This window comes from Elusimicrobium sp. An273, from assembly GCF_002159705.1.
Lineage (GTDB): Bacteria > Elusimicrobiota > Elusimicrobia > Elusimicrobiales > Elusimicrobiaceae > Avelusimicrobium > Avelusimicrobium gallicola.
The window spans coordinates 54,654-73,597 of record NZ_NFJD01000003.1 but is presented as its reverse complement, the minus strand read 5'-3'; the positions used below and the strand labels follow the sequence as shown (position 1 = coordinate 73,597).

The 18,944-nt window shown below is 53.6% G+C and carries 12 protein-coding genes; 6 read left to right on the top strand and 6 right to left on the bottom strand.

The genetic code is table 11. From position 1 onward, the window contains the following. Positions 1-147 precede the first annotated feature (147 nt). Positions 148-1,086: a hypothetical protein gene (locus B5F75_RS04575; RefSeq protein ID WP_087288418.1), complete on the top strand. Its 939-nt coding sequence runs from the start codon at positions 148-150 to the stop codon at positions 1,084-1,086. A gap of 63 nt (positions 1,087-1,149) precedes the next feature. Here the strand turns inward: B5F75_RS04575 and B5F75_RS04570 are convergent, their stop codons facing one another. The 3 genes from B5F75_RS04570 to B5F75_RS04560 all read right to left on the bottom strand — a co-directional run bounded on the left by B5F75_RS04570 (position 1,150) and on the right by B5F75_RS04560 (position 4,342). Next, on the bottom strand, positions 1,150-2,199 hold the full coding sequence (locus B5F75_RS04570; protein WP_087288415.1) for an inorganic phosphate transporter: 1,050 nt from the start codon (positions 2,197-2,199) through the stop codon (positions 1,150-1,152). An 8-nt stretch (positions 2,200-2,207) separates the two neighbouring features. Continuing rightward, complete coding sequence (locus B5F75_RS04565) at positions 2,208-2,825, bottom strand: DUF47 domain-containing protein (RefSeq protein WP_087288413.1); 618 nt, start codon at positions 2,823-2,825, stop codon at positions 2,208-2,210. Positions 2,826-2,977: 152 nt separating this feature from the next. Then, the gene (locus B5F75_RS04560) at positions 2,978-4,342 is read right to left on the bottom strand and encodes an acetate kinase (protein ID WP_087288411.1); all 1,365 of its coding nucleotides are present in this window, start codon (positions 4,340-4,342) and stop codon (positions 2,978-2,980) included. A gap of 155 nt (positions 4,343-4,497) precedes the next feature. Here B5F75_RS04560 and B5F75_RS04555 point away from each other — a divergent pair, with 155 nt between their 5' ends. From B5F75_RS04555 to pbpC, 3 genes are all read left to right on the top strand, one after another. Continuing rightward, positions 4,498-5,730 carry an NHL domain-containing protein gene (locus B5F75_RS04555; protein WP_087288409.1) on the top strand — a complete coding sequence of 411 codons (1,233 nt, stop codon included), beginning with the start codon at positions 4,498-4,500 and terminating at the stop codon, positions 5,728-5,730. A 123-nt stretch (positions 5,731-5,853) separates the two neighbouring features. Continuing rightward, complete coding sequence (locus B5F75_RS04550; RefSeq protein WP_087288407.1) at positions 5,854-11,508, top strand: alpha-2-macroglobulin family protein; 5,655 nt, start codon at positions 5,854-5,856, stop codon at positions 11,506-11,508. Positions 11,509-11,510: 2 nt separating this feature from the next. Next, entirely contained in the window at positions 11,511-13,616 is a 2,106-nt protein-coding gene (pbpC, locus tag B5F75_RS04545) for a penicillin-binding protein 1C (RefSeq protein WP_087288404.1), read from the top strand. A 54-nt stretch (positions 13,617-13,670) separates the two neighbouring features. On the opposite strand, the gene B5F75_RS04540 is transcribed toward pbpC, so the two are convergent. From B5F75_RS04540 to B5F75_RS04530, 3 genes are all read right to left on the bottom strand, one after another. Continuing rightward, positions 13,671-15,071, bottom strand: coding sequence for an MATE family efflux transporter (locus tag B5F75_RS04540; RefSeq protein ID WP_087288402.1), 1,401 nt, complete (start codon positions 15,069-15,071; stop codon positions 13,671-13,673). A gap of 147 nt (positions 15,072-15,218) precedes the next feature. Beyond that, positions 15,219-15,890, bottom strand: a complete 672-nt coding sequence (locus B5F75_RS04535) for a toxin-antitoxin system YwqK family antitoxin (protein ID WP_087288401.1) — start codon at positions 15,888-15,890, stop codon at positions 15,219-15,221. Positions 15,891-15,893: 3 nt separating this feature from the next. After that, complete coding sequence (locus B5F75_RS04530) at positions 15,894-17,120, bottom strand: BaiN/RdsA family NAD(P)/FAD-dependent oxidoreductase (protein WP_087288399.1); 1,227 nt, start codon at positions 17,118-17,120, stop codon at positions 15,894-15,896. 112 nt (positions 17,121-17,232) lie between these two features. On the opposite strand from B5F75_RS04530, the gene B5F75_RS04525 reads away from it, so the two are divergent. Then, positions 17,233-17,883 (top strand): hypothetical protein, encoded by a 651-nt coding sequence (locus B5F75_RS04525; protein ID WP_087288395.1) that lies wholly within the window; start codon positions 17,233-17,235, stop codon positions 17,881-17,883. 95 nt (positions 17,884-17,978) lie between these two features. Further along, positions 17,979-18,617, top strand: a complete 639-nt coding sequence (locus B5F75_RS04520) for a hypothetical protein (protein ID WP_087288393.1) — start codon at positions 17,979-17,981, stop codon at positions 18,615-18,617. Positions 18,618-18,944 lie beyond the last annotated feature (327 nt).

The window sequence follows — 18,944 nt, the reverse complement described above, 5'->3', positions numbered from 1 at the left end:
GATGGATATGTATACAGTATAATGACCGTCGGGCAAAAAATCAAGCCCCGGCGTAGAAAAACGTGTCTAAGCTTGGGCCCGGGGTACCAGGCGCAAATAGGTCTAAAGACCCTGGCAGAACGGCGTGAAGTTTTTAAAAATATATATATGAGAATTTTTCTTTTTTTAATATCCGTACTTCTTTTGTATCCCACGGCGCTGTGTGCACAGCGTCTTCCCGGCGGGGTTTTAAAAGCCGCCATGGGGAAAACCGTCTCCCAAAAAATGTTAAAGCCGCTTTCCAATGCGTCTATTGAAGCGCTGGTAGCCCGCGGAAACAGCCAGCTGGTTATCCAGCGGGCGCTGGGGGTTGCTTGGCAGCGGCAGGATCCGGTGGTCAACGTCCTGCAGGACGGAGCCGTTCATAATGAGCTTCTGCGCCAATGGTGGAAGAAAGCCTCCGTTTACAAATACCGCTGGGAAGAAGGCAATATGCTGGGGCTCAACTCGTGGCTGATTGTGCTGGCGCACCGCATTCGGGAGGGAATAAAATTAAGCCCGCCCACGCTGAGAATTTTGGAAGAACAAATTGCCTTGGCGCAAGAGGAAGCGGAGAAGGAATTTAAAAAGCAATACAAATATATTGCAATGCCGCCCAATTATCAGGATACGCCCGCTTTTCTTAAGTTGTTGGGAGAGTCGGTGGCGTACCGGCTGGATACGAATTTCTTGCCCACTTTGGTGGCGGCAGACCGGGTGCGGCTGCTGCAGGTGCTGATGCACGGAATGTTTTCCGGCCCGGTGGATTGGAGAGAACTGCATACGGCCGTTTTATTCCGCGAAATACGCGACTGCCTGCACGTATGCGCCCGGCAAATGAAGCAAATAGAATTTTACGGCCCGATGAAAGCTGCCATGCGGGATATTGCCCGCAAAACCGCGCAGGAAGCGGCGGAAAACAGCATTATTTCGTTGGTTAAATTACGGGAAATGTTTATTGAGGATTTGCAGGAATATGCACCCCATTTTGAAAAAGACGAACAGATGAAAAATGATTGGGCCCTGCTGGTAAAATTTTTTCAAGACAAGCAAAACGCCCGCCCTTAATTTTCTGTTTTACCAAATAAAAACCCTCTGCTTAGGCAGAGGGTTTTTTGACGGAAATTTCTGCTATTTAAATAAGCAGGTTTTTAGCCAGTAGCTGGCGGCGGAAATCAGGGCCGCCGCAGGGATGGTGATAAACCATGCCCATACAATGCGGTTGGCCACGCCCCAGCGCACGCAGGACAAGCGGCGCAGCGAGCCCACGCCCACAATGGCGCCCGTAATGGTGTGCGTCGTGCTGACCGGCACGCCCAAAACAGAGGCGATAAAGAGCGAAATGGCCGAGCCCGATTCGGCGCAGAAGCCGTCCACCGGGCGCAGGCGGGTAATTTTCTGGCCCATGGTTTTTACAATTCTCCACCCGCCGGAAAGCGTGCCCAAGGCAATGGCCCCGTGGCACAAAAGCACCACGGAAAGCGGCACAATAAACGCTCCCTGCGTAACGGCGTGCATTTCTTCGTGGGTCAGCAAAAAGTCGCGGATGGGGGCCACCTCGTTTCCGGCCAAGCCGCCCAGCAGCAGCATGCTGATGATCCCCATGGTTTTTTGCGCGTCGTTTCCGCCGTGCCCCAGCGAATACGCCGCGGCCGAGAGCAGCTGCCCTTTGCGGAACCAGTGGTCTACTTTGTAGGGATTAAACGGCCGGCATACGTTAAAAACGATGATGCCGATAATAACGCTGAGCAGAAACCCGAGCAGCGGCGAGAGGAAAATGAACAGTACGGTTTTAAAAATACCGCCTGCCATCAGGGCGTCCACGCCGCCTTTTACAAACCCCGCTCCGATTAATCCGCCAATCAAAGCATGGGACGAGCTGGAAGGCAAGCCCCACCACCAGGTTAAGATGTTCCACACGCACGCGCCCATCAGCGCGCCGAATACGAGGTTGGAGTCCACAATGTGAATGTCCACAATGCCGGCGCCGATCGTTTTGGCTACGCCGGTGTGAAAAATTAAAAAGGCCACGAAGTTGAAAAACGCCGCCCACGCCACCGCCACTTTAGGCGATAACACGCGCGTGGAAACGACGGTAGCCACCGAGTTTGCCGCATCGTGAAACCCGTTTAAATAATCAAAGAACAGCGCCAAAATGATTAAGAATAATATCCAAAGCATATCTACTCCTAGTTGTTCTTAACCAAAATAGATTCCACCAAATTGGCCACATGTTCGCACGAATCCGTCACCAATTCGGCCAGTTCGTAAAGTTCTTTGTGTTTGATGACCATCAGCGGGTCTTTTTCGTTTTCAAACAGGGAAGAAATCGCTTCGTCGCGCAGTACGTCGCCTTCGTTTTCCAAACGGTTGATTTCCACGCACTGGTGGAGCGTTTCTTTCATATTTTTATTGCTTCTTAACGAAGCCAGCGCCTTTTGAAGGGCCTTCGTGGTGGATTCAATGGTAGCGGCCAGTTTGCGGCTAAATTCGGTCGGTTTTTGAATTTTATAGAGGTGGAAGCGGTTGCTGATGAGATAAATTCCGTCCACGATATCGTCCAGCCGGTTGGCCAGGGCCAGGATGTCTTCCCGGTCAAAGGGGGTGATAAACGTTTCGTTAAGCGTGTTGATGGTGGTGTGAGTTAATTCGTCGCCGTAGTGCTCCAGCTCGTGCATTTCGCGCACGTTTTCGGGGGTAAAATCGCCGTTATCCACGAGTTTCTTGTAAAACGCCGCGGCGCGGACGATATTTTCGGCTTGTTTGTCAAACAGATCAAAGAATTTTACTTCTTTCGGTAAGAACATAGTTTTTTTACTCCATTATTTTTATTTGTTTATTTTTCATCTTGCTTCTTGCGGGCCCGGCGAGTGTGATACTGCCGGGAGGGTACTGCATACATGCTTGCAAATCGTATTAAAAACGCCCGTCTGCAAAGGCAAACGGGCGTAAACAAAACCTAATTTTTTAACTCCTGTTTCAGCTGTTCGGGCAAGTTAACGGCGGCTTTTAATAAGAACGGCCGTTTTTTAACCTCCTCTATAAACGCGGCGTCGCGCAGCTTGTTGCGGTAATCTTTTTCCTGGAAGATATACCGGAATTTGGTATACACGTCATACGTTCCGGCCAACAGCGCCACAATATCCTGCACGCCTACAATTTCTTCATCGGTCGGAATGACGAAAATTTTGACTTTGGAATTATCCGCCGAGATGCAGCATTCGGCTTTGTTGGTGTCGGCCGCGTTGTTGCGTTCTTCATCGAGCATAATGCCAAAGTTTTCCAAGCCTTTCAAAATCATCTCGCGGATGTTGGTGGCGCGTTCGCCTACGCCGGCGGTAAATACAATGCAGTCCAACCGGCCCAAGGCCGCCATATAGGCGCCGATGTATTTTTTCACGCGGTAGCATTCCACATCCAGGGCCAGCTTGCACAGTTCATCGCCGTTGGCGGCGCCTTTGCGCACGTCGCGTTGGTCGGCAAAGCGGTCGCCCGTCAGGGCGTACATGCCGCTCTTTTTGTTTAAAATGGTGTACATTTCGTCCGCGCTCATATTGAGCTTTTTCATCATATGAAAGCAGATGGACGGGTCAATATCGCCCGAGCGCGTACCCATCACCAACCCTTCCAGCGGGGTAAGCCCCATGCTGGTGTCCAGGCACTGACCGTTTTTCACGGCGGTTACGCTGGCGCCCGCTCCAATGTGGCAGACAATGCTGTTTACTTCGTCTACATTTTTGCCTAACAGCACCGCGGCGCGGCGGGAGGTGTAGAGCACGGAAGAGCCGTGAAAGCCGTAGCGGCGGATTTGGTAATCCGTATACCATTTGCGCGGCAGGGCATACATATAGGAAGAGGCCGGCATCGTTTGGTGAAAAGCGGTGTCCATCACGCACACGTGGGTTACGTTTGGCAGCAGGGCGCGGGCGGCTTCAATACCCATAATATGGGCCGGGTTGTGAAGGGGGGCTAAATCCGCGATATTTCTTAGTTCTTCTACCACTTTATCGTCCACGATTACGGATTTGGCAAACTTGCCGCCGTGCACGATGCGGTGGCCCACGGCGCTGATAACGTTGATATTTTCAATAACGCCGTGTTCTTTGTCGGTCAGCGTTTCAATGACCAGGTTGATGGCGTCTTTATGATCTTTGCAGTTTCTTTTCAGTTCAAAAGTGGGGTAACCGTTACGGTCTTGAGAAATAAAAGAGCCTTCAATTCCGATGCGTTCCACCGCGCCGGCGCAGAGACTTTTCTTTTGATCCCAATCATACACGCTGTATTTGACAGAAGAACTGCCGCAGTTTAAAAATAATATAATCATATAAATGTGATTCCTTTTTGCTCCCGGACGGGAGCGGAAATTTACGGAGAAAAATCCTCCCTCATTATTATTGTAGCAAAAAGCGCGCGGGCGTGTGAAGCTTTTTACTGTTGCGGCGGGCGGCCGGTTTTGTTACGATAAAACAAGGAGTATTTATGAAAGCAAGATATCCTTTTATCCTAATAGGCGTATTGTGCCTCAGTGTGTGTGCCGGTGCGTTGGGGCTTACGCGCCCCGGGCAGTTGGACGACGCCGCCGGCATGCCCGGCAAGCGCGGTTTCTCCGGCGACGGCGACGACGCCCTGCAAGCCCGCCTGGGCAACCCCATGGGCATCGCCGTAGACCGCTACGGCAATATCTTTTTTTCGGACACCGTCAACCACCGAGTGCGGCGGGTGGACGCGCGCACCGGCGAAATTGACACCGTGGTAGGCACCGGCAAACGCGGCTTTGACAACGACGGCGGCAACGCCGAAATGGCCACTTTAAACGGCCCCACGGGGTTGGTGTTTGACAGCCTGGGCAACTTATATATTGCCGATACGGGAAACCAGCGCATTCGGATGTTTACGCCGAAAGGTTATTTGTACACCATCGCGGGGGACGGACGCAAAGGATATAACGGCAACGGCATGCGGCCGCTTTCTTCCAGCTTAAACAACCCCACCGCAGTCGCCATCAGCCCGCAGGGCGAGTTATACATTTCGGATACGGGAAACAACTTGGTGCGCAAAATAGACCGCCGCAGCGGATTTTTGGTTACCGTGGCCGGCACGGGGGACGCGGGCAACAGCGGCGATTTGGACTTGGCGGAAAACGCGCAGCTGAATAAACCCTCCGCGTTGGTGTTTGACGAACGCGGCAACTTGTTTATTGCCGATACGGGCAACCACCAAATCCGCTGGGTGGAACCGCGCCGCCACCTTATTTTTACGATTGCCGGCACCGGCAAACGCGGTTTTTCGGGCGAGGGCGACCGCAAATGCACGGACAGCGCCTTTAGCAACCCCACCGGGCTGGCGGTGGATAAATTGGGCCGCCTCTATATCGCCGATACCGACAACCAGCGCATCCGCCGCCTGACGGTGGAAAGCCGAATGGACAGCAAAGTCGTAACCGTGGTGGGTACGGGCGAGCGCGGATACAACGGGGACGGCATGGACGCGTGGGACGCCGACTTGGCCTATCCGGGAGCGATGGTCATTACCAAGCACGATATGCTGTTTTTTGCCGATACCGGCAATAATTTAATCCGCCGCGTGCAAGGCATTTCCACCGTAGAACCGCCCGTTAAATATACGGGCTACGGGCAGGCGCAGGCCCAGCCGGACGACCGAAATTTTCTGCAGGTATTGTTTGGCGTAAAAAAGAATAATACCGCCAACTGAAGCGCAACCGGTTTTGTTTTGCAAGCAGGCACGCCCAATAGACGTGCCTGCTTTTTTTTATAAAGGCGGAAAATACGTTCAAAATAATGCTACAATGATATAATCTTGTTGGGAGGAGTCTTTATGAAACACACCCGTTTTATGGCGCGTTTCGGCGCGCTGGCAGCTGCACTTTTATTGCCGTGCGGCGCTTTATTTGCGGCACCGGCTTTAAAGGTGCTTTCGGCTACGCCCAAAGGCCAGCTGAATTATACCGGCCGCCAAGCGGTAACGGTTACGTTCAACCAGCCGGTGGTGGCGCTGGGGGAAGAAAGCGCATTCTCTTCGGACAATTGCCCGATTACCGTTACGCCCGCCGTCAAAGGCTCCTGCCGCTACAGCGGCACGCAGACGCTGCTGTTTGAGCCGGAACAGGATTGGCCCGTGGCCACCCGTTTTACGGTTCGGCTAAAAGCGGGGTTCAAGTCCGCCGTATCGGGGCAAAAACTGGCGCAGGATTACGTCTATAATTTTACGACGGCCCTGCCGCAGGTCAATGCCGTCCGTCCCAACAATAACGAACGCTGGATCAATTTGTATCCCACCCTATATGCCGTGTTTAATATGCCGGTGGACATGAGCACGGTTTCCAATTATGTGGAGCTTTCTTATATGCAGGAGCCGGAGCCGACGCTAAGCGAAAAAATCGGCCTTTCCAAAACCAAACGGCCTGCCGTCAAAAAAACGCTTCCTTTAATTATCCGCCCCATCAGTTCCTTGGAATATGATAAAGATTTCTCCTATTATCAAAACAAAGAAAGAATCATCGCTATTAACGCCTTAGATACCTTGCAAAAAGGCACCCAGTATACCCTTACGCTGAAAGAAGGCCTCAAAAGCACCCAAGGCCCGCTGGGAATGGCCAAGGCGTACCAGTCCAGCTTTTACACGTATCCGGAACTGAGCGTGGTGGGGGAATTGAAAGACGGCTGCCTGCCGTATACGCCGTCGGTCAATTTTTCTTCTCCGGTGCGCATGCGCGAACTGTATGCCGCCGCCCGGGTGGAGCCGGCTTCGGCCAAGCGGGAAATGTCCGAGCAGGAACTTAACGCACTGGGCACGGATGTGGTGGACAGCAAAACCGGCGCCGCTTATTTCCGCACGCCGCTGGCCTTTTTGGACTTGCAGCCCGGCCAGGCGGTTACGGTTACGTTGGGCAAAGGCCTGCAGGATATTTACGGCAATTCGCTGGGGCAGAATTACCAACTGACGGTTTCCAACAGCGGCTATTGCCCGGCGGTGGATTTTTCGGGCGGACTGGGCGTGCTGGAAAGCTATTTAAGCCCGCGCCTGCCGATTGATTTGATGAATACGCCTTCCTTGCCGCTGCGCGGGGCGCGTTTTAACAAAGAAAATTTTGTTCCGTTTGACCAAGCCTCCAGCAGTTACTGCGCCCAAAAACCGCTGACGGATCCTACCTTCTCCGGCAATTATACGTTTAAAGACGTAAAAGACCGCACGTTAAAAACGTTTATTGATTTAAGCAAGTTCAATCCCACCGCCAAAGACAGCATTGTCTTCAGCCAAGTCAAACTGACGGGCAAAAAATACGGCGATAAAGGCTGCTGGATTTCCTCCACGGATAACATTACCGACGTGGGTGTTACGTTCAAAACCTCGCCGGATAATATCCTGCTGTGGGCCACGTCTTTGCAAACGGGCGAACCGATGCCCAACCTGACGGTGGAACTGCGCGGCAAGGAAAATAAAATTTTATGGACGGGCAGCACCGATATGAACGGGCTGGCCCGCGCACCGGGCTGGAGCAAGCTGGACGTAGAAGCCAAATCTTGGAGCCAGCCGGAAATTTACGCGTTTGTATCCAGCGCGGGCGGGGATGCCGTCGTCAGCAATTTGTGGAACGATGGCCTTCAGCCGTGGCGGTTTAATTTAAGCTACGAATATAACCCCCAGCGGGAATTTGTCCGCTCGTATCTGTTTGCCGACCGCGGCGTATACCGCCCCGGCGAAACGATGTATATCAAGGGCGTTTCCCGCCTGCTGCAAGACGGCGCCTGGCGCCTGCCCGATGTGGTGCGCGGCACCGTGCAGATTACCGATGCCCGCGGCGAAGAAGTCCTTAAAAAAGACGTAACGGTTTCTTCGGGCATGGGAACGTTTGACCTGTCGTTTGACATTCCCAAAACGGCGGCCACGGGGTCGTGGAGCCTGTCGTTTGAGCCGCAGATTAAAAATCTGGAAGATGCGCCGCGCGCGTATTATTCCTTCCGCGTAGAAGCGGTGGAACAGGCCGATTTTAAAGTAAACCTGCGGGCGGAAACAGCCGATTATTTGGCGGGGCAGGAAGCCTCGTTTGCGGCGTCTGCCCAGTACAATTTCGGCTCGCCGTTGGCGGACGCCAAAGCCCAGTGGACGCTTCGCCGGGAAATGGCCTGGTTTGAACCGGCCGGATTTGACGAATACACCTTTACGCCCTATTTCCTGCGCGAAAAAGAATCGCAGGAAAACGGCAAACTGCTGCTCAATTCTTCCGGTGTGCTGGACGCTAAAGGCGCCCTTTCGTTTGCGGCGCGGATGCCGTCGGTTTCGTTCCCTACCAAGGTCTATGCCGAGCTGGGCGTACAGTCGCCCGCGCGGCAGGAATTATTTGCCCGCACGTCGGTGCTGGTGCACCCGGCGGATTTCTATTTAGGCAGCAAATTGCTTGCGGAACGGGCCGAACTGGGGCAGCCCGTCCAAGCGGATATCATCGCCGTTACGCCGCAAGGCAAACGCACCGAAGCGTCCGTTACGGCCAAAATTTATAAAGAACAATGGTACAGCGTACGCAAGACGGGGCTTTCGGGCCGGTTGGAATGGGTAAGCGAAAAGAAAGTAACCGAGCTGCCCACGCAAACCTTGGAAGTATCCGAAAAAGGTGCCGTGCTTTCCTTTAATCCCGAAGAGGCGGGCAGCTACTACGTAACGCTGCTTTCCGAAGACGCCGCCGGCCGCAAAGTAACGGGCGGGTTTAACGTGTTTGTGTACGGGGAAGGCCAAGCCTACTGGAAACAGTCGGACGATGATTTGCTGGTTTTAAAACAAGATAAAAACGCTTATAAGCCCGGCAAAACGGCGCGCATCGCGGTGGAATCGCCTTACGAACAGGCGTTTGCCTTGGTAACGGTGGAGCGCGAAGGCATTTTGGACGCGTGGGTAACCACCGTCAAGGGAGGCGCCGATTATGTGGAAGTGCCGGTGAAAGCCTCTTATTTGCCGAACGTATACGTCAGCGTTACGTTGGTGCGCGGCCGCAGCGCCGACCCGGTTACCGACAAAGGGCTGGATTTGGGCAAACCGCAGGGGAAGGTGGGGTACGTCAATCTGTCGGTACTGCCCGATTCCAAACAAATCAAACCCGTCATCAAACCCAATAAAAAAGAATATCGCCCCGGCGAAGAAGTAACCTTAAAAATTACGGCCAAACCCAACGCCAAAAACATGCCCGCCGAAGTGGTGGTCATGGTAGTGGACGAAGGGGTGCTGGCGTTGACGGATTACGAAACGCCGAACTTGTTTGACTACTTCTACGGTTCGCGCCCGGTGTCCGTCTTTACGATGGACAACCGCGTCTACGTGGTGGGCCAGCGCAACTTTGGCGAAAAAGGGGAAAACCGCGGCGGCGGCGGCTCGGCGGACGCCAAGCTGGGCGGGGTGGATTTGCGCTCCAACTTTATGTTTACGCCTTACTTCAATGCCACCGTGCAGACCGACAAAAAAGGCCGTGCGGAAGTAACGTTTAAACTGCCCGACAATCTGACCAAGTTCCGCGTGATGGCGGTGGCGATGACGGCCGATGAATTCGGTTCCGCCGAAACCGCGATTGAAGTATCCAAGCCGATTATGGTTACTTCCAACCTGCCGCGTTTTGCCCGCAAAGGGGATAAATTCTCCTGCGGGGCGGTCATCTATAATTATGAAGACAAAAAAGGCGATATGACGGTTACCGCCCGCGCCGAAGGCTCCATACGCCTCACGGGCGCGGCGGAGCAGAGCGTCAACATTGCCCTTGGCAAAGCGCGCGAAGTAACCTGGCCCTGCGAAGCGGTGGCAGACGGCCCCGCCCGAGTGGCCTTTAGCGTGCAGGCCAAAACCGAGTCGGACGGCGTAGCGGCGGAGCTGACCGTGTCGCCCGTAGAAAAGAAACAAACGCTTGCGTTGTATGCTTCTACGGTCTCGTCGCAGGAAGAACTGCTGGACAAACCCGGCAATTTAAACGAGTCGGCCGACAACCGCGTTACGCTGTCGCTGGCTTCTACGGCGCTGCTCAATTTAAAAGGGTCTATGGTGTATTTGATGACGTATCCGTATGACTGCCTGGAGCAGAAAATGTCCAAAATCGTGCCGGTGGTAACGGGCGCGCAGCTGGTGGAAGACTTTAAACTGGGCGACAAAACCCAGCTAAAAGCCCAGGTGCAGGATATTTTGGATGAAGTTTCGCAATACCAAACGGCGGCCGGCGGATACGGATATTGGAAAAATTCCCGCCCGGATCCGTATGTAACGGCTTATGCGCTGGAAGTGAATTACTTGGCCAAAAAGGCCGGATATACCGTGCAGGACAAGTCGCTTGCAAAAGCGGCCCAATGGCTTGAAGGCGCGTTCTCTTCCAAGGTGCAGAAAGCCTACAGCTATTCTTCGCTGGAAACGGAAACCGCCCGCGCCTATGCGGCGTATGTGTTGGCACTGTACGGCAAAAACGTACAAAGCGCGTTTAACAACCTCTACGGCAAGCTGGGCTCCCTGCCGCTGCCCGCGAAAGCCTACTTGTTAAAAGCCGCCCAAGCGGGGGGAAATACGGACGCCGTAAAAGCCAAAATCGCCCAAAGCATTTTAAACCATATTGCCTACACGCCGCAGGCCGCGTATTTTGACGCGCCCGAAGAAATGCCGTGGCTGCATATGGGCAACGTCAAAGCCAGCGCGCTGGCGTTGGACGCGCTGCTCTATGCAAAGCAGCCTTTTGCCGATGCGTTCAAGACGGCTTCCTGGATGCTTACGCAATTAAACGCCCAAGGATATTGGGCCAATACCAGCGTCAATGCGGCGGCGTTTATGGCGCTCAATACGTATTATCAAACCATGGAAAGCGTGGAGCCCGATTATGCGGCCTCGGTCAAATTAGGCGCCAAGACCGTGCTGGAAGCTTCTTTTAAAGGCCGGACGGTGGACGCGAAAACGGCGTCCGTCCCGTTTGCCCAAGCCTACGGAAACGGCACGGAAACGCGCCTGACGTTTGCCAAGGACGGGGCGGGCACGCTGTATTATACGTTGGGGCAGGAGTACGAACCGCTTTCGTACCAAACGCCGGTGGATGCCGGGTTTACGGTCTCGCGCGAGATTACGACGCTGGACGGAAAACCCGTTTCCAACATTGTAGCGGGCGAACGCTATAAAATTACGCTGCACGTAAAAAATGCGGCCTCGCGGCATTTTGTGGTGGTGGAAGATTTCATCCCGGCCGGGTTTGAAATCATCAACACCTCGCTGGCCACCGAATCGCAGGAACAGGCGGCCGCGCTGGACACGCCGCAGTGGAACGGCTTTGAACGCGATGAAAAATACGACGACCGCATCGCCGCCTTTGCCGACTATCTACCCGCCGGTACGCACGCGTATTCGTACTTGGTAACGGCTTCCGTGGCGGGTACGTTTGCCTATCCCAGCCTGTGGGCCAGCCAAATGTACGAACCGGCGGTGTTCGGGCGCAATGCCACCGAGACGATTGTCATCAAGTAAGCATGCGCTGCATTTGGAAGGTATTTTTTCTATTGCTTCTTCCCTGCCTGGTCTGGGGGGAAGAAGCTTTTTTATCGCCTTCCAAACAAATCTACGACCGCTACGGCGCGCCGATGCGGGGGTTTTTGTCGGAAAATAATACCTACTACCTGCCTGTACCGCTGACGGAAATTTCCCCTTGGCTGATTGCGGCCGCGCTGGCGGCGGAAGACAAACGCTTTTTCTCGCACCCGGGGGTGGATGTAAAAGCCATATTGCGCGCGGCGTGGCAGAACGCCACGGAGGGGGAAATCGTCTCCGGCGCGTCCACCATTACCCAGCAGCTGGCCCGCGCCTTGGAGCCGCGCCCGCGGACGCTGTGGGGCAAAGCCAAAGAGGCCTATAACGCCTTGCTCCTGGAGCGGGAAATGACCAAAGAGGAAATTTTGGAGGAGTATTTCAACCTCTTGGAACTGGGCAACCTGACCCAAGGGGCCGAGGCCGCCAGCCGGTTCTATTTCAATGTATCGGCTTCGGAACTGTCTCTCTCCCAGGCGGCGTTTTTGGCGGGGCTGATTAAATCTCCCACCTACTACAATCCGCTTAAGCATTTTTCGCGGGCGATCAAACGGCGCGATTGGGTGCTGAAGCGCATGCTGGAAAACGAATTTATTGACGAAGAAATGTACCAAATGGCGGTGGCTGAAAAGTTGGAATTAAAGTCGGCTTCCCGCCCGTTTGACGCGCCTCATTTTACGCGCTTTTTATATCCGCTGCTGCCGCCGCAGACGCAGGACGTGTACGCAACGATAGACCGGGACTTGCAGTTGTATGCCGAAGAATTGGTCAAAAATTACATCTCCCAATTAAAAGAAGACAACGTAACCAACGCCGCCGTAGTGGTGGTGGAAAATGCCACGGGCGGGGTGCTGGCTTATGTGGGATCTGCCGATTTTTATGACCAAGCCCACAACGGGCAGGTGGACGGCGCCCGCGCGCTTCGCCAGCCGGGATCGGCCTTAAAACCGTTTGTATACGGGCTGACTTTTGAGCAAGGCCTGCTGACGCCGGCCTCCCTGCTGGACGATAAAGATACCTTTTTTGAAGGCGGTTTCCGCCCTCGCAATTATGATGAAAGCTACCACGGCTTTGTGCCGGTGCGTACGGCGCTGGCGTGTTCGTACAATATCCCGGCGGTCAGAGCGGCCGAAAAAACGGGCGCTTCCAACATTTTGGCGCTGTTGCGCCGGGCGGGGCTGACGAGCTTGGAAAAACCGGCCGATTTCTATGGCTTGGGCATTGCCTTGGGAAACGGAGAAGTGCGCCTGCTGGATCTGACCAACGCCTACGCCGCCTTGGCGCGGGGGGGCGTTTATAAACCGCTTCGCGTGGGCCAACGGCCGGCCATTTACCTGCCCGGGCGGGAAACCCGTATTTTTGACGAGCAGACCGCCTATTTGGTAACGGACATTCTGGCCGACAATAACGCCCGTGCGCCCGCGTTTGGGCTTAATTCTGCGCTTTCGGTACCGTTTGCGCTTGCCGCCAAGACGGGCACTTCCAAAGATTATAAAGACAATTTTACATTGGCCTACACGCCCCGCTGGACGATTGGCGTATGGGTGGGCAATTTTGACGCCACGCCCATGCAAAAAGTCTCCGGCGTTACCGGCGCCGGCCCCATTATGCACGATTTGGCGGTGTATTTGCAGAAAAAATATCCTTCCGAGCCGTTTGAAACGCCAGCGGGAATTACCCGCGCTTTAGTCTGCACGCAAAGCGGCCTGCTGGCCGGCCCTGCCTGCACGCATACCAAAGAAGAAGTCTTTTCCTCCCGGCATTTGCCTGCGGTCTGCAGCGGGCGGCATCAGGTAGCCGTCTCCGCGCTTGCCATCACGTCGCCTGATAAAGGAGATGTGTTTAAAATGGATCCTTCCATTCCGCGCGCCGCGCAGGTGCTTCGGCTGGAGGCGGCCTGCGCCGAAAAGAGCTGCCGCTGGACGATGGACGGGGAAAAATTGCCCGGCATCTCCTGCCAAACGTGGTGGCCGCTAAAGCCCGGCAAACACACGCTGAAAGTATCTTGCGCCTCGGAAGAGGCCTCGGCTGATTTTGAAGTGCTTCCGTAAACAAAAATTCCCGGCGTGTCTGCCGGGAATTGTTCATCTAATTGCTGGTTCAAACTAAGCCGTCTTGCGGGCGGGGGAATGCTTTTTGCTAAAAAAGAAATTCTGCCCGTGCTTATCAAAAAAGTTCTTAATCATAATTACGGACAGGGTAACGGAAATAGCGTCTGCAAACACCGGCGCCAAAAATACGCCCGTTAATCCCCAGAAAAGCGGCAAAATAAGCACCAGCGGAATAACCAACAGCACCTGGCGCGACAAACTTAAAAACGCCGCTTTTAAAGGCTTGTTAATGGCTTGGAAGAAGCTGGTGGTCAGCACTTGCAGCGGCACAATGGGCAACAGCAGGTTAAACAGCCGAATGACCTGGGCGGACAAATCTACCAAAGCCATATTGTCGGAATTAAAGACGGACGCAATGGGGCGCGCAAAAATTTCCAACAAAATAAATCCGGCGGTTGTAATGCCCATTCCCCAGCGCATGGCCATTTTTAGGGTTTGAATGGCCGTTGCGTATTTGCGGGCGCCGTAGTTGTAGCCGATTAAAGGCTGGGCCCCTTGCGAAAGGCCGATCAGCGGCATCATCACCAGCGTATTGACGCTGACGGCAATCCCCACGGCGGAAATCGCCAAATTGCCGCCGTATTTAAGGAGCGAGTGGTTCAAAATGACGTTTAAGGTGCTGGAAGCCAGCTGGAAAGCAAACTGCGAAAATCCGATGGCCATACTGTCCAGCGCGATGTACGCTTTTAAACGGAAAAATTTCCAATGCAGTTTGTAAAAACTGCGCTGACCGGTAAAAAATAACATTACCCAGATAAACGATACCGCCTGCCCGCTGACGGTGGCCGCCGCCGCCCCTTGAATGCCCCAGTCAAATACAAAAATGTAAATGGGGCCGAGCACAATGTTAATCAGCGCGCCGATAAATTGCGTGGCCATGGCGGTTTTTGGGTGGCCGGAAGAACGAATAAAGTTATTTAACCCAATGCTGATGCCAAATAAAAAATAGCCAGGCAGTACGACCTTGGCGTAATCGCGCGCATAGGGCAAAACTTCGCTGTCTGCCCCCAGAAAGCCCAAAAAAGAATCCAAAAAGAAATAACTGCCTAGCGTAATAATGCCGGAAATCAAGGCAAGCAGTACAAAGGCATTGCCCAAAATCATTTGGGCTTCTTCTTCTTTCTTTTCTCCCAGGCGAATGGAAAACAGGGCGTTTGCCCCCACGCCGATCAGGGCGCTAAAGCCCATATAGATAAGCCCCAACGGAAACAAAATGGTAATCCCGGCCAGGCCGTTTGCCCCTACATCTTGGCCTACGTAAATGCGGGAGATGATGTTGTAAATGGCGTTGACGAACATCCCCGCCACGGCCGGGGCGGAAAATTTAATCAGCAGCTGGGAAATCGTACGCGCTTTAAACGGATTGTGCGTTTGTATAGATACGGCTTGTGCCATAAAAATCCTCCGACAAGATAGGCCGCCCGTCCGGCTGGCGGCCTATCTTGTCTGTTTCTTATATTTTACCAAATCGGGAAAAAAGAAAGAAAAATAAAAAACTCCCGGCGGGTTAACCGCCGGGAGTTATCGTCAGAAAAAGAAACGTCAGTGAACTTTTTTGAGCGTCAAAATGCCGTCCTCAAAAAACCACTCTTCAATCAGTTCTCCCGTTTCGCTGAATTTTTTGGTTACCCCATGGGGTTTGCCGTCTTTGTGGGGGGAGATTAAAGCAATGGTGCCGTTGGGGTGGTAGATAATTTTATCTCCTACGATTTTATCGTTCTTATACGTGCATTCGGAGCGCAAATCTCCGTCGGGCGTATACACTTTGCAGATGCCGTTTAAATAACCTTTTTTGTATTCCGCCGTTTCCAAGACTTTCCCGTCCGGATAGTATTTTACCTGTTTTCCGTCTTGGATATCGTCTACATATGAAAATTCTTTATACAGTCTTCCCGTCGGGTGGAAGACGCGCGCTTTGCCTTGCAGCATGCCGTTTTCATAAAACTTTTCAATGCTAACTTTGCCGTTGTCAAAATAAATTTTGCAGGCGCCGTTGCGCTGGCCGTTTTTAAATTCGCATTCAAAATACAGTTTCCCGTTTTCAAAAAATTCTTTTACGGTGCCGTCCGGCATCGTACCGGAATGCTTTTCAATGTCCAGGTTTTTGTCCAACGTTTCGCTGTACACTTCTTTGCCGTCTACATAATAGGTACGGACAAATCCCACATGGAGGGGATCATTCAAGCTGGTTGTTTTTCTGACGATGTCTACCATATGTTACTGTTCCTCCGACAAGGCCCGTGCCGCGATGATTCCCGAAGCCCAGGCAAAGTGCAAATTAAATCCGCCGCTTTTGCCGTCCACATCCAATAATTCGCCAGTTATATACAGGCCCGGACATTTAAGCGACTCAAATGTATTATAGTTTATTTCTCGCGTATTTACACCCCCCGTCGCCGCCATGGCTTCGTTCCATGGGCGCACGCCGGTGGCCGTCAGCGGCCAGGCGCACGGTGTTTGCACCAGGCGCTGCAGGGCATTTGGCGTTTGCTGCCCGACGGGAATGTTTTTGCGAAGACCGATAAAATCAATCAACAGGTTGGCAATGCTTTCGTGCAAAATACCGGCAAAAAAATCTTTCGGCCGGCGGGCGGGAAACGCGGCCAACCGTTGGCGCAGAAAATTCTGCGGGTCTTTTAACTGTGGGAGAAAATTCAGTTCCAGCACTACATTTCCGTCTTTCAGCGCGCGGGAAACGGATGAACTGACGTTTAACACCGCCGGCCCGTTGATTCCGTAATTTGTAAACAGCACTTCCCCTTCGGCCTGATCCAACACGCGGTTGTTTTGCAAGGCCCGCAGGCGCACTTGGCTGCGAATTCCGTTCAAGCGGGCCACGGCGGTTTCCTTTAGGCACAGGGCGCTTAAAGCCGGCTTTGGGGGAATAATGGAGTGCCCCAGCGAGCGGGCTAATTCGTAGCCGCTTTGGGTGCCCGTCAGCTGCGGGTAGGCGCACGAACCGCAGGCAAGCACCAAGCGGCGGGATTGAAAAATTTGTCCGCCGCGGCAGTGAACGGTGAACGTTTTGCCGCGTTTTAGGCGCACGGCTTCGCAGGACGTTTGGATTTCGGCCCCGGCCTCGCTGACGGCCAGCTTTAGGGGTTCGGCCACGGCGGTAGATTTGCCCGTAGACGGGAAGACCCGCCCCAGGTTTTCTTCCACGGTTAAGACCCCTAACCGGGCAAAAAAATCTAAGCAGTCTTGAAAAGAAAATTGACTTAGCGTTTGGGCCATGAGGGCGGTATCTGCATGGTAAAAAGACGGGCTTACGTGCGCATTGGTCAGGTTGCAGCGGCCGTTGCCGCTGACTAAAATTTTGCGTGCGGGCAGGGCGTCTTTTTCCAAGAGAAGGGTTGTTTTGCCTCGGCGGGCGCATTCCAGCGCGCACATCAGCCCGCTGGCGCCGCCGCCAATGATAATTACGTCATAAATAGGGGAATTCATTGTCTACAGTGTAGCAAAAAAAGGCCCCGTCCCAAAAGGGGGCTATTACGCCTTGACATTGGCCGTTGGATGTATCATACTATTAATAAGTATGTTTTAGCAGGAGGGAAATATGAAATTTTGGATGATTATGGCTTTGTTGTGTGCGTTCGTTACGGCGGATGCCCAAATGTACCGTGCGGGCGGATCTTCCCGTCCCAGTTTCGGGTCGCGCGCCAACCAAGAAGAGGCGGAAGACTCTTCTGTGCCGGGCGCCAATTCAACCATTAAAACGCGCACCTTCAGCAATTACAGTTCCCGTCAGCGCGATTGGAGCAAAGGCGTGCAAACCAAAACGGTGCAGACCGATATCCAGGGCAGCAAAGAATTTAAAGATACCTCTGCCGAACAAGCGGCTCAAGCCGTGAAAGCCTTGCAGGGCGGCACGCCGCAAGCCCCGGCGGCGAAATCGGCTGCAAAAGCTGCGGCACCTGCGAAGGCAGGCGGACAGCAAGCGGCGGCTGCCAACACTTCCAATGCGGCGGCGCCTGCAGCGCCTGCGGGCATGGCGGATCCGGCGGCCATGATGCAACAAATGCAAAGTATGATGCAGGGCTTAGGCAATATGATGGGCGGTGCGGCCGCTCCCGGGGGCTCTTCCGCGGCGGGCGGTGCAAATAACGGTGCCGCAGGAATGCCGGCCGGTATGAATGTGCCGGGAATGCCGGATATGTCCTCTTTGCTTAAGGCGGCTTCCGCTGGGCAGCAGCCTGCCCAAAAATAAATGTTTTGTAAACGCCTCTTTCCTGTCTTTCGTGGGGAAGGGGCGTTTCGTGATTCCTTTAATAGAATATGTGCTGGTATAGATGAGGCGTGTGTATGAAATACTTCCTTTGTATCTTTTCCGTTTTGGTACTGTTCAGCCCCGCGTGGGGGCAGCGGCCTGTTACGAAGGTGGCGGTATCGCGCCCTACCACGGCGGTGGCAGTTTCCCGCCCGGAAACCGCTGTTAATGTAGTGCGTCCTACGACTTCAGTGGGGGTGGTGCGGCCCAACACGTCGGTTACGCTTTCGCGCCCTACTACGAATGTAGCAGTTTCCCGCCCTACTACCCAGCAAGCCGTCTATAAGCCGGCCACGGTAATTTTTACGTCTCATCCGTCTACCGCGGGGACGTCGTCTTCCTCGGCGTCGGGCGCGGCTTCTTTCGGCAAAAAAGGGGCAGTTTCCTCCGCTCAGGCACAGACCTCTATGAGTAATTATAAACCGCCGCAGGCAAAAGATTTTAAAGCGCTAACGGCGGCTTCCGCTGTAGGAGGGGGTGCGGGCGGCTTGGGCAATAAAACAAATCAAGCGGAAAAAGATGCCGCGGCGGCCGCTTTTCAACCTTCTCAAGCCAAAGATCCCAGTGCCGTGTCCGCCCAGTCCGTTATGTCTTCCGGCGGGGCTTCAACGGGGGGGCAATCCTTATTAAATTTGCTTAAGCAGAAAGCCGCGGGCCGATCAGGATCTAAGTAGCTTTTCCGGATTAGGCTGCCCTTTTATAACCCCCTTGGGAACTCCTTTCCAAGGGGGATTCCCTTTCGTGGGGGGAAAATTCCGAATAGAGGATGGCCCATTTGTTATATTTCCCGATTAAAAAGGGGGGATAACCCTTTTTCCCCTTATTAAACTGTTGTTTTCCCCCCAAAGAGCCCACAGAACCAACCTATGCTTCGTTTGTTGCTGGTGTTATGTATATGCGCCGAGCGTTCTCTTTTCCGAATACAACAGCCTTCCTGCTGAAAATACCCTTAAAACAGGTTTTCTTATAGTGTTTGAAATCTATAAATTTTGGACGTACCC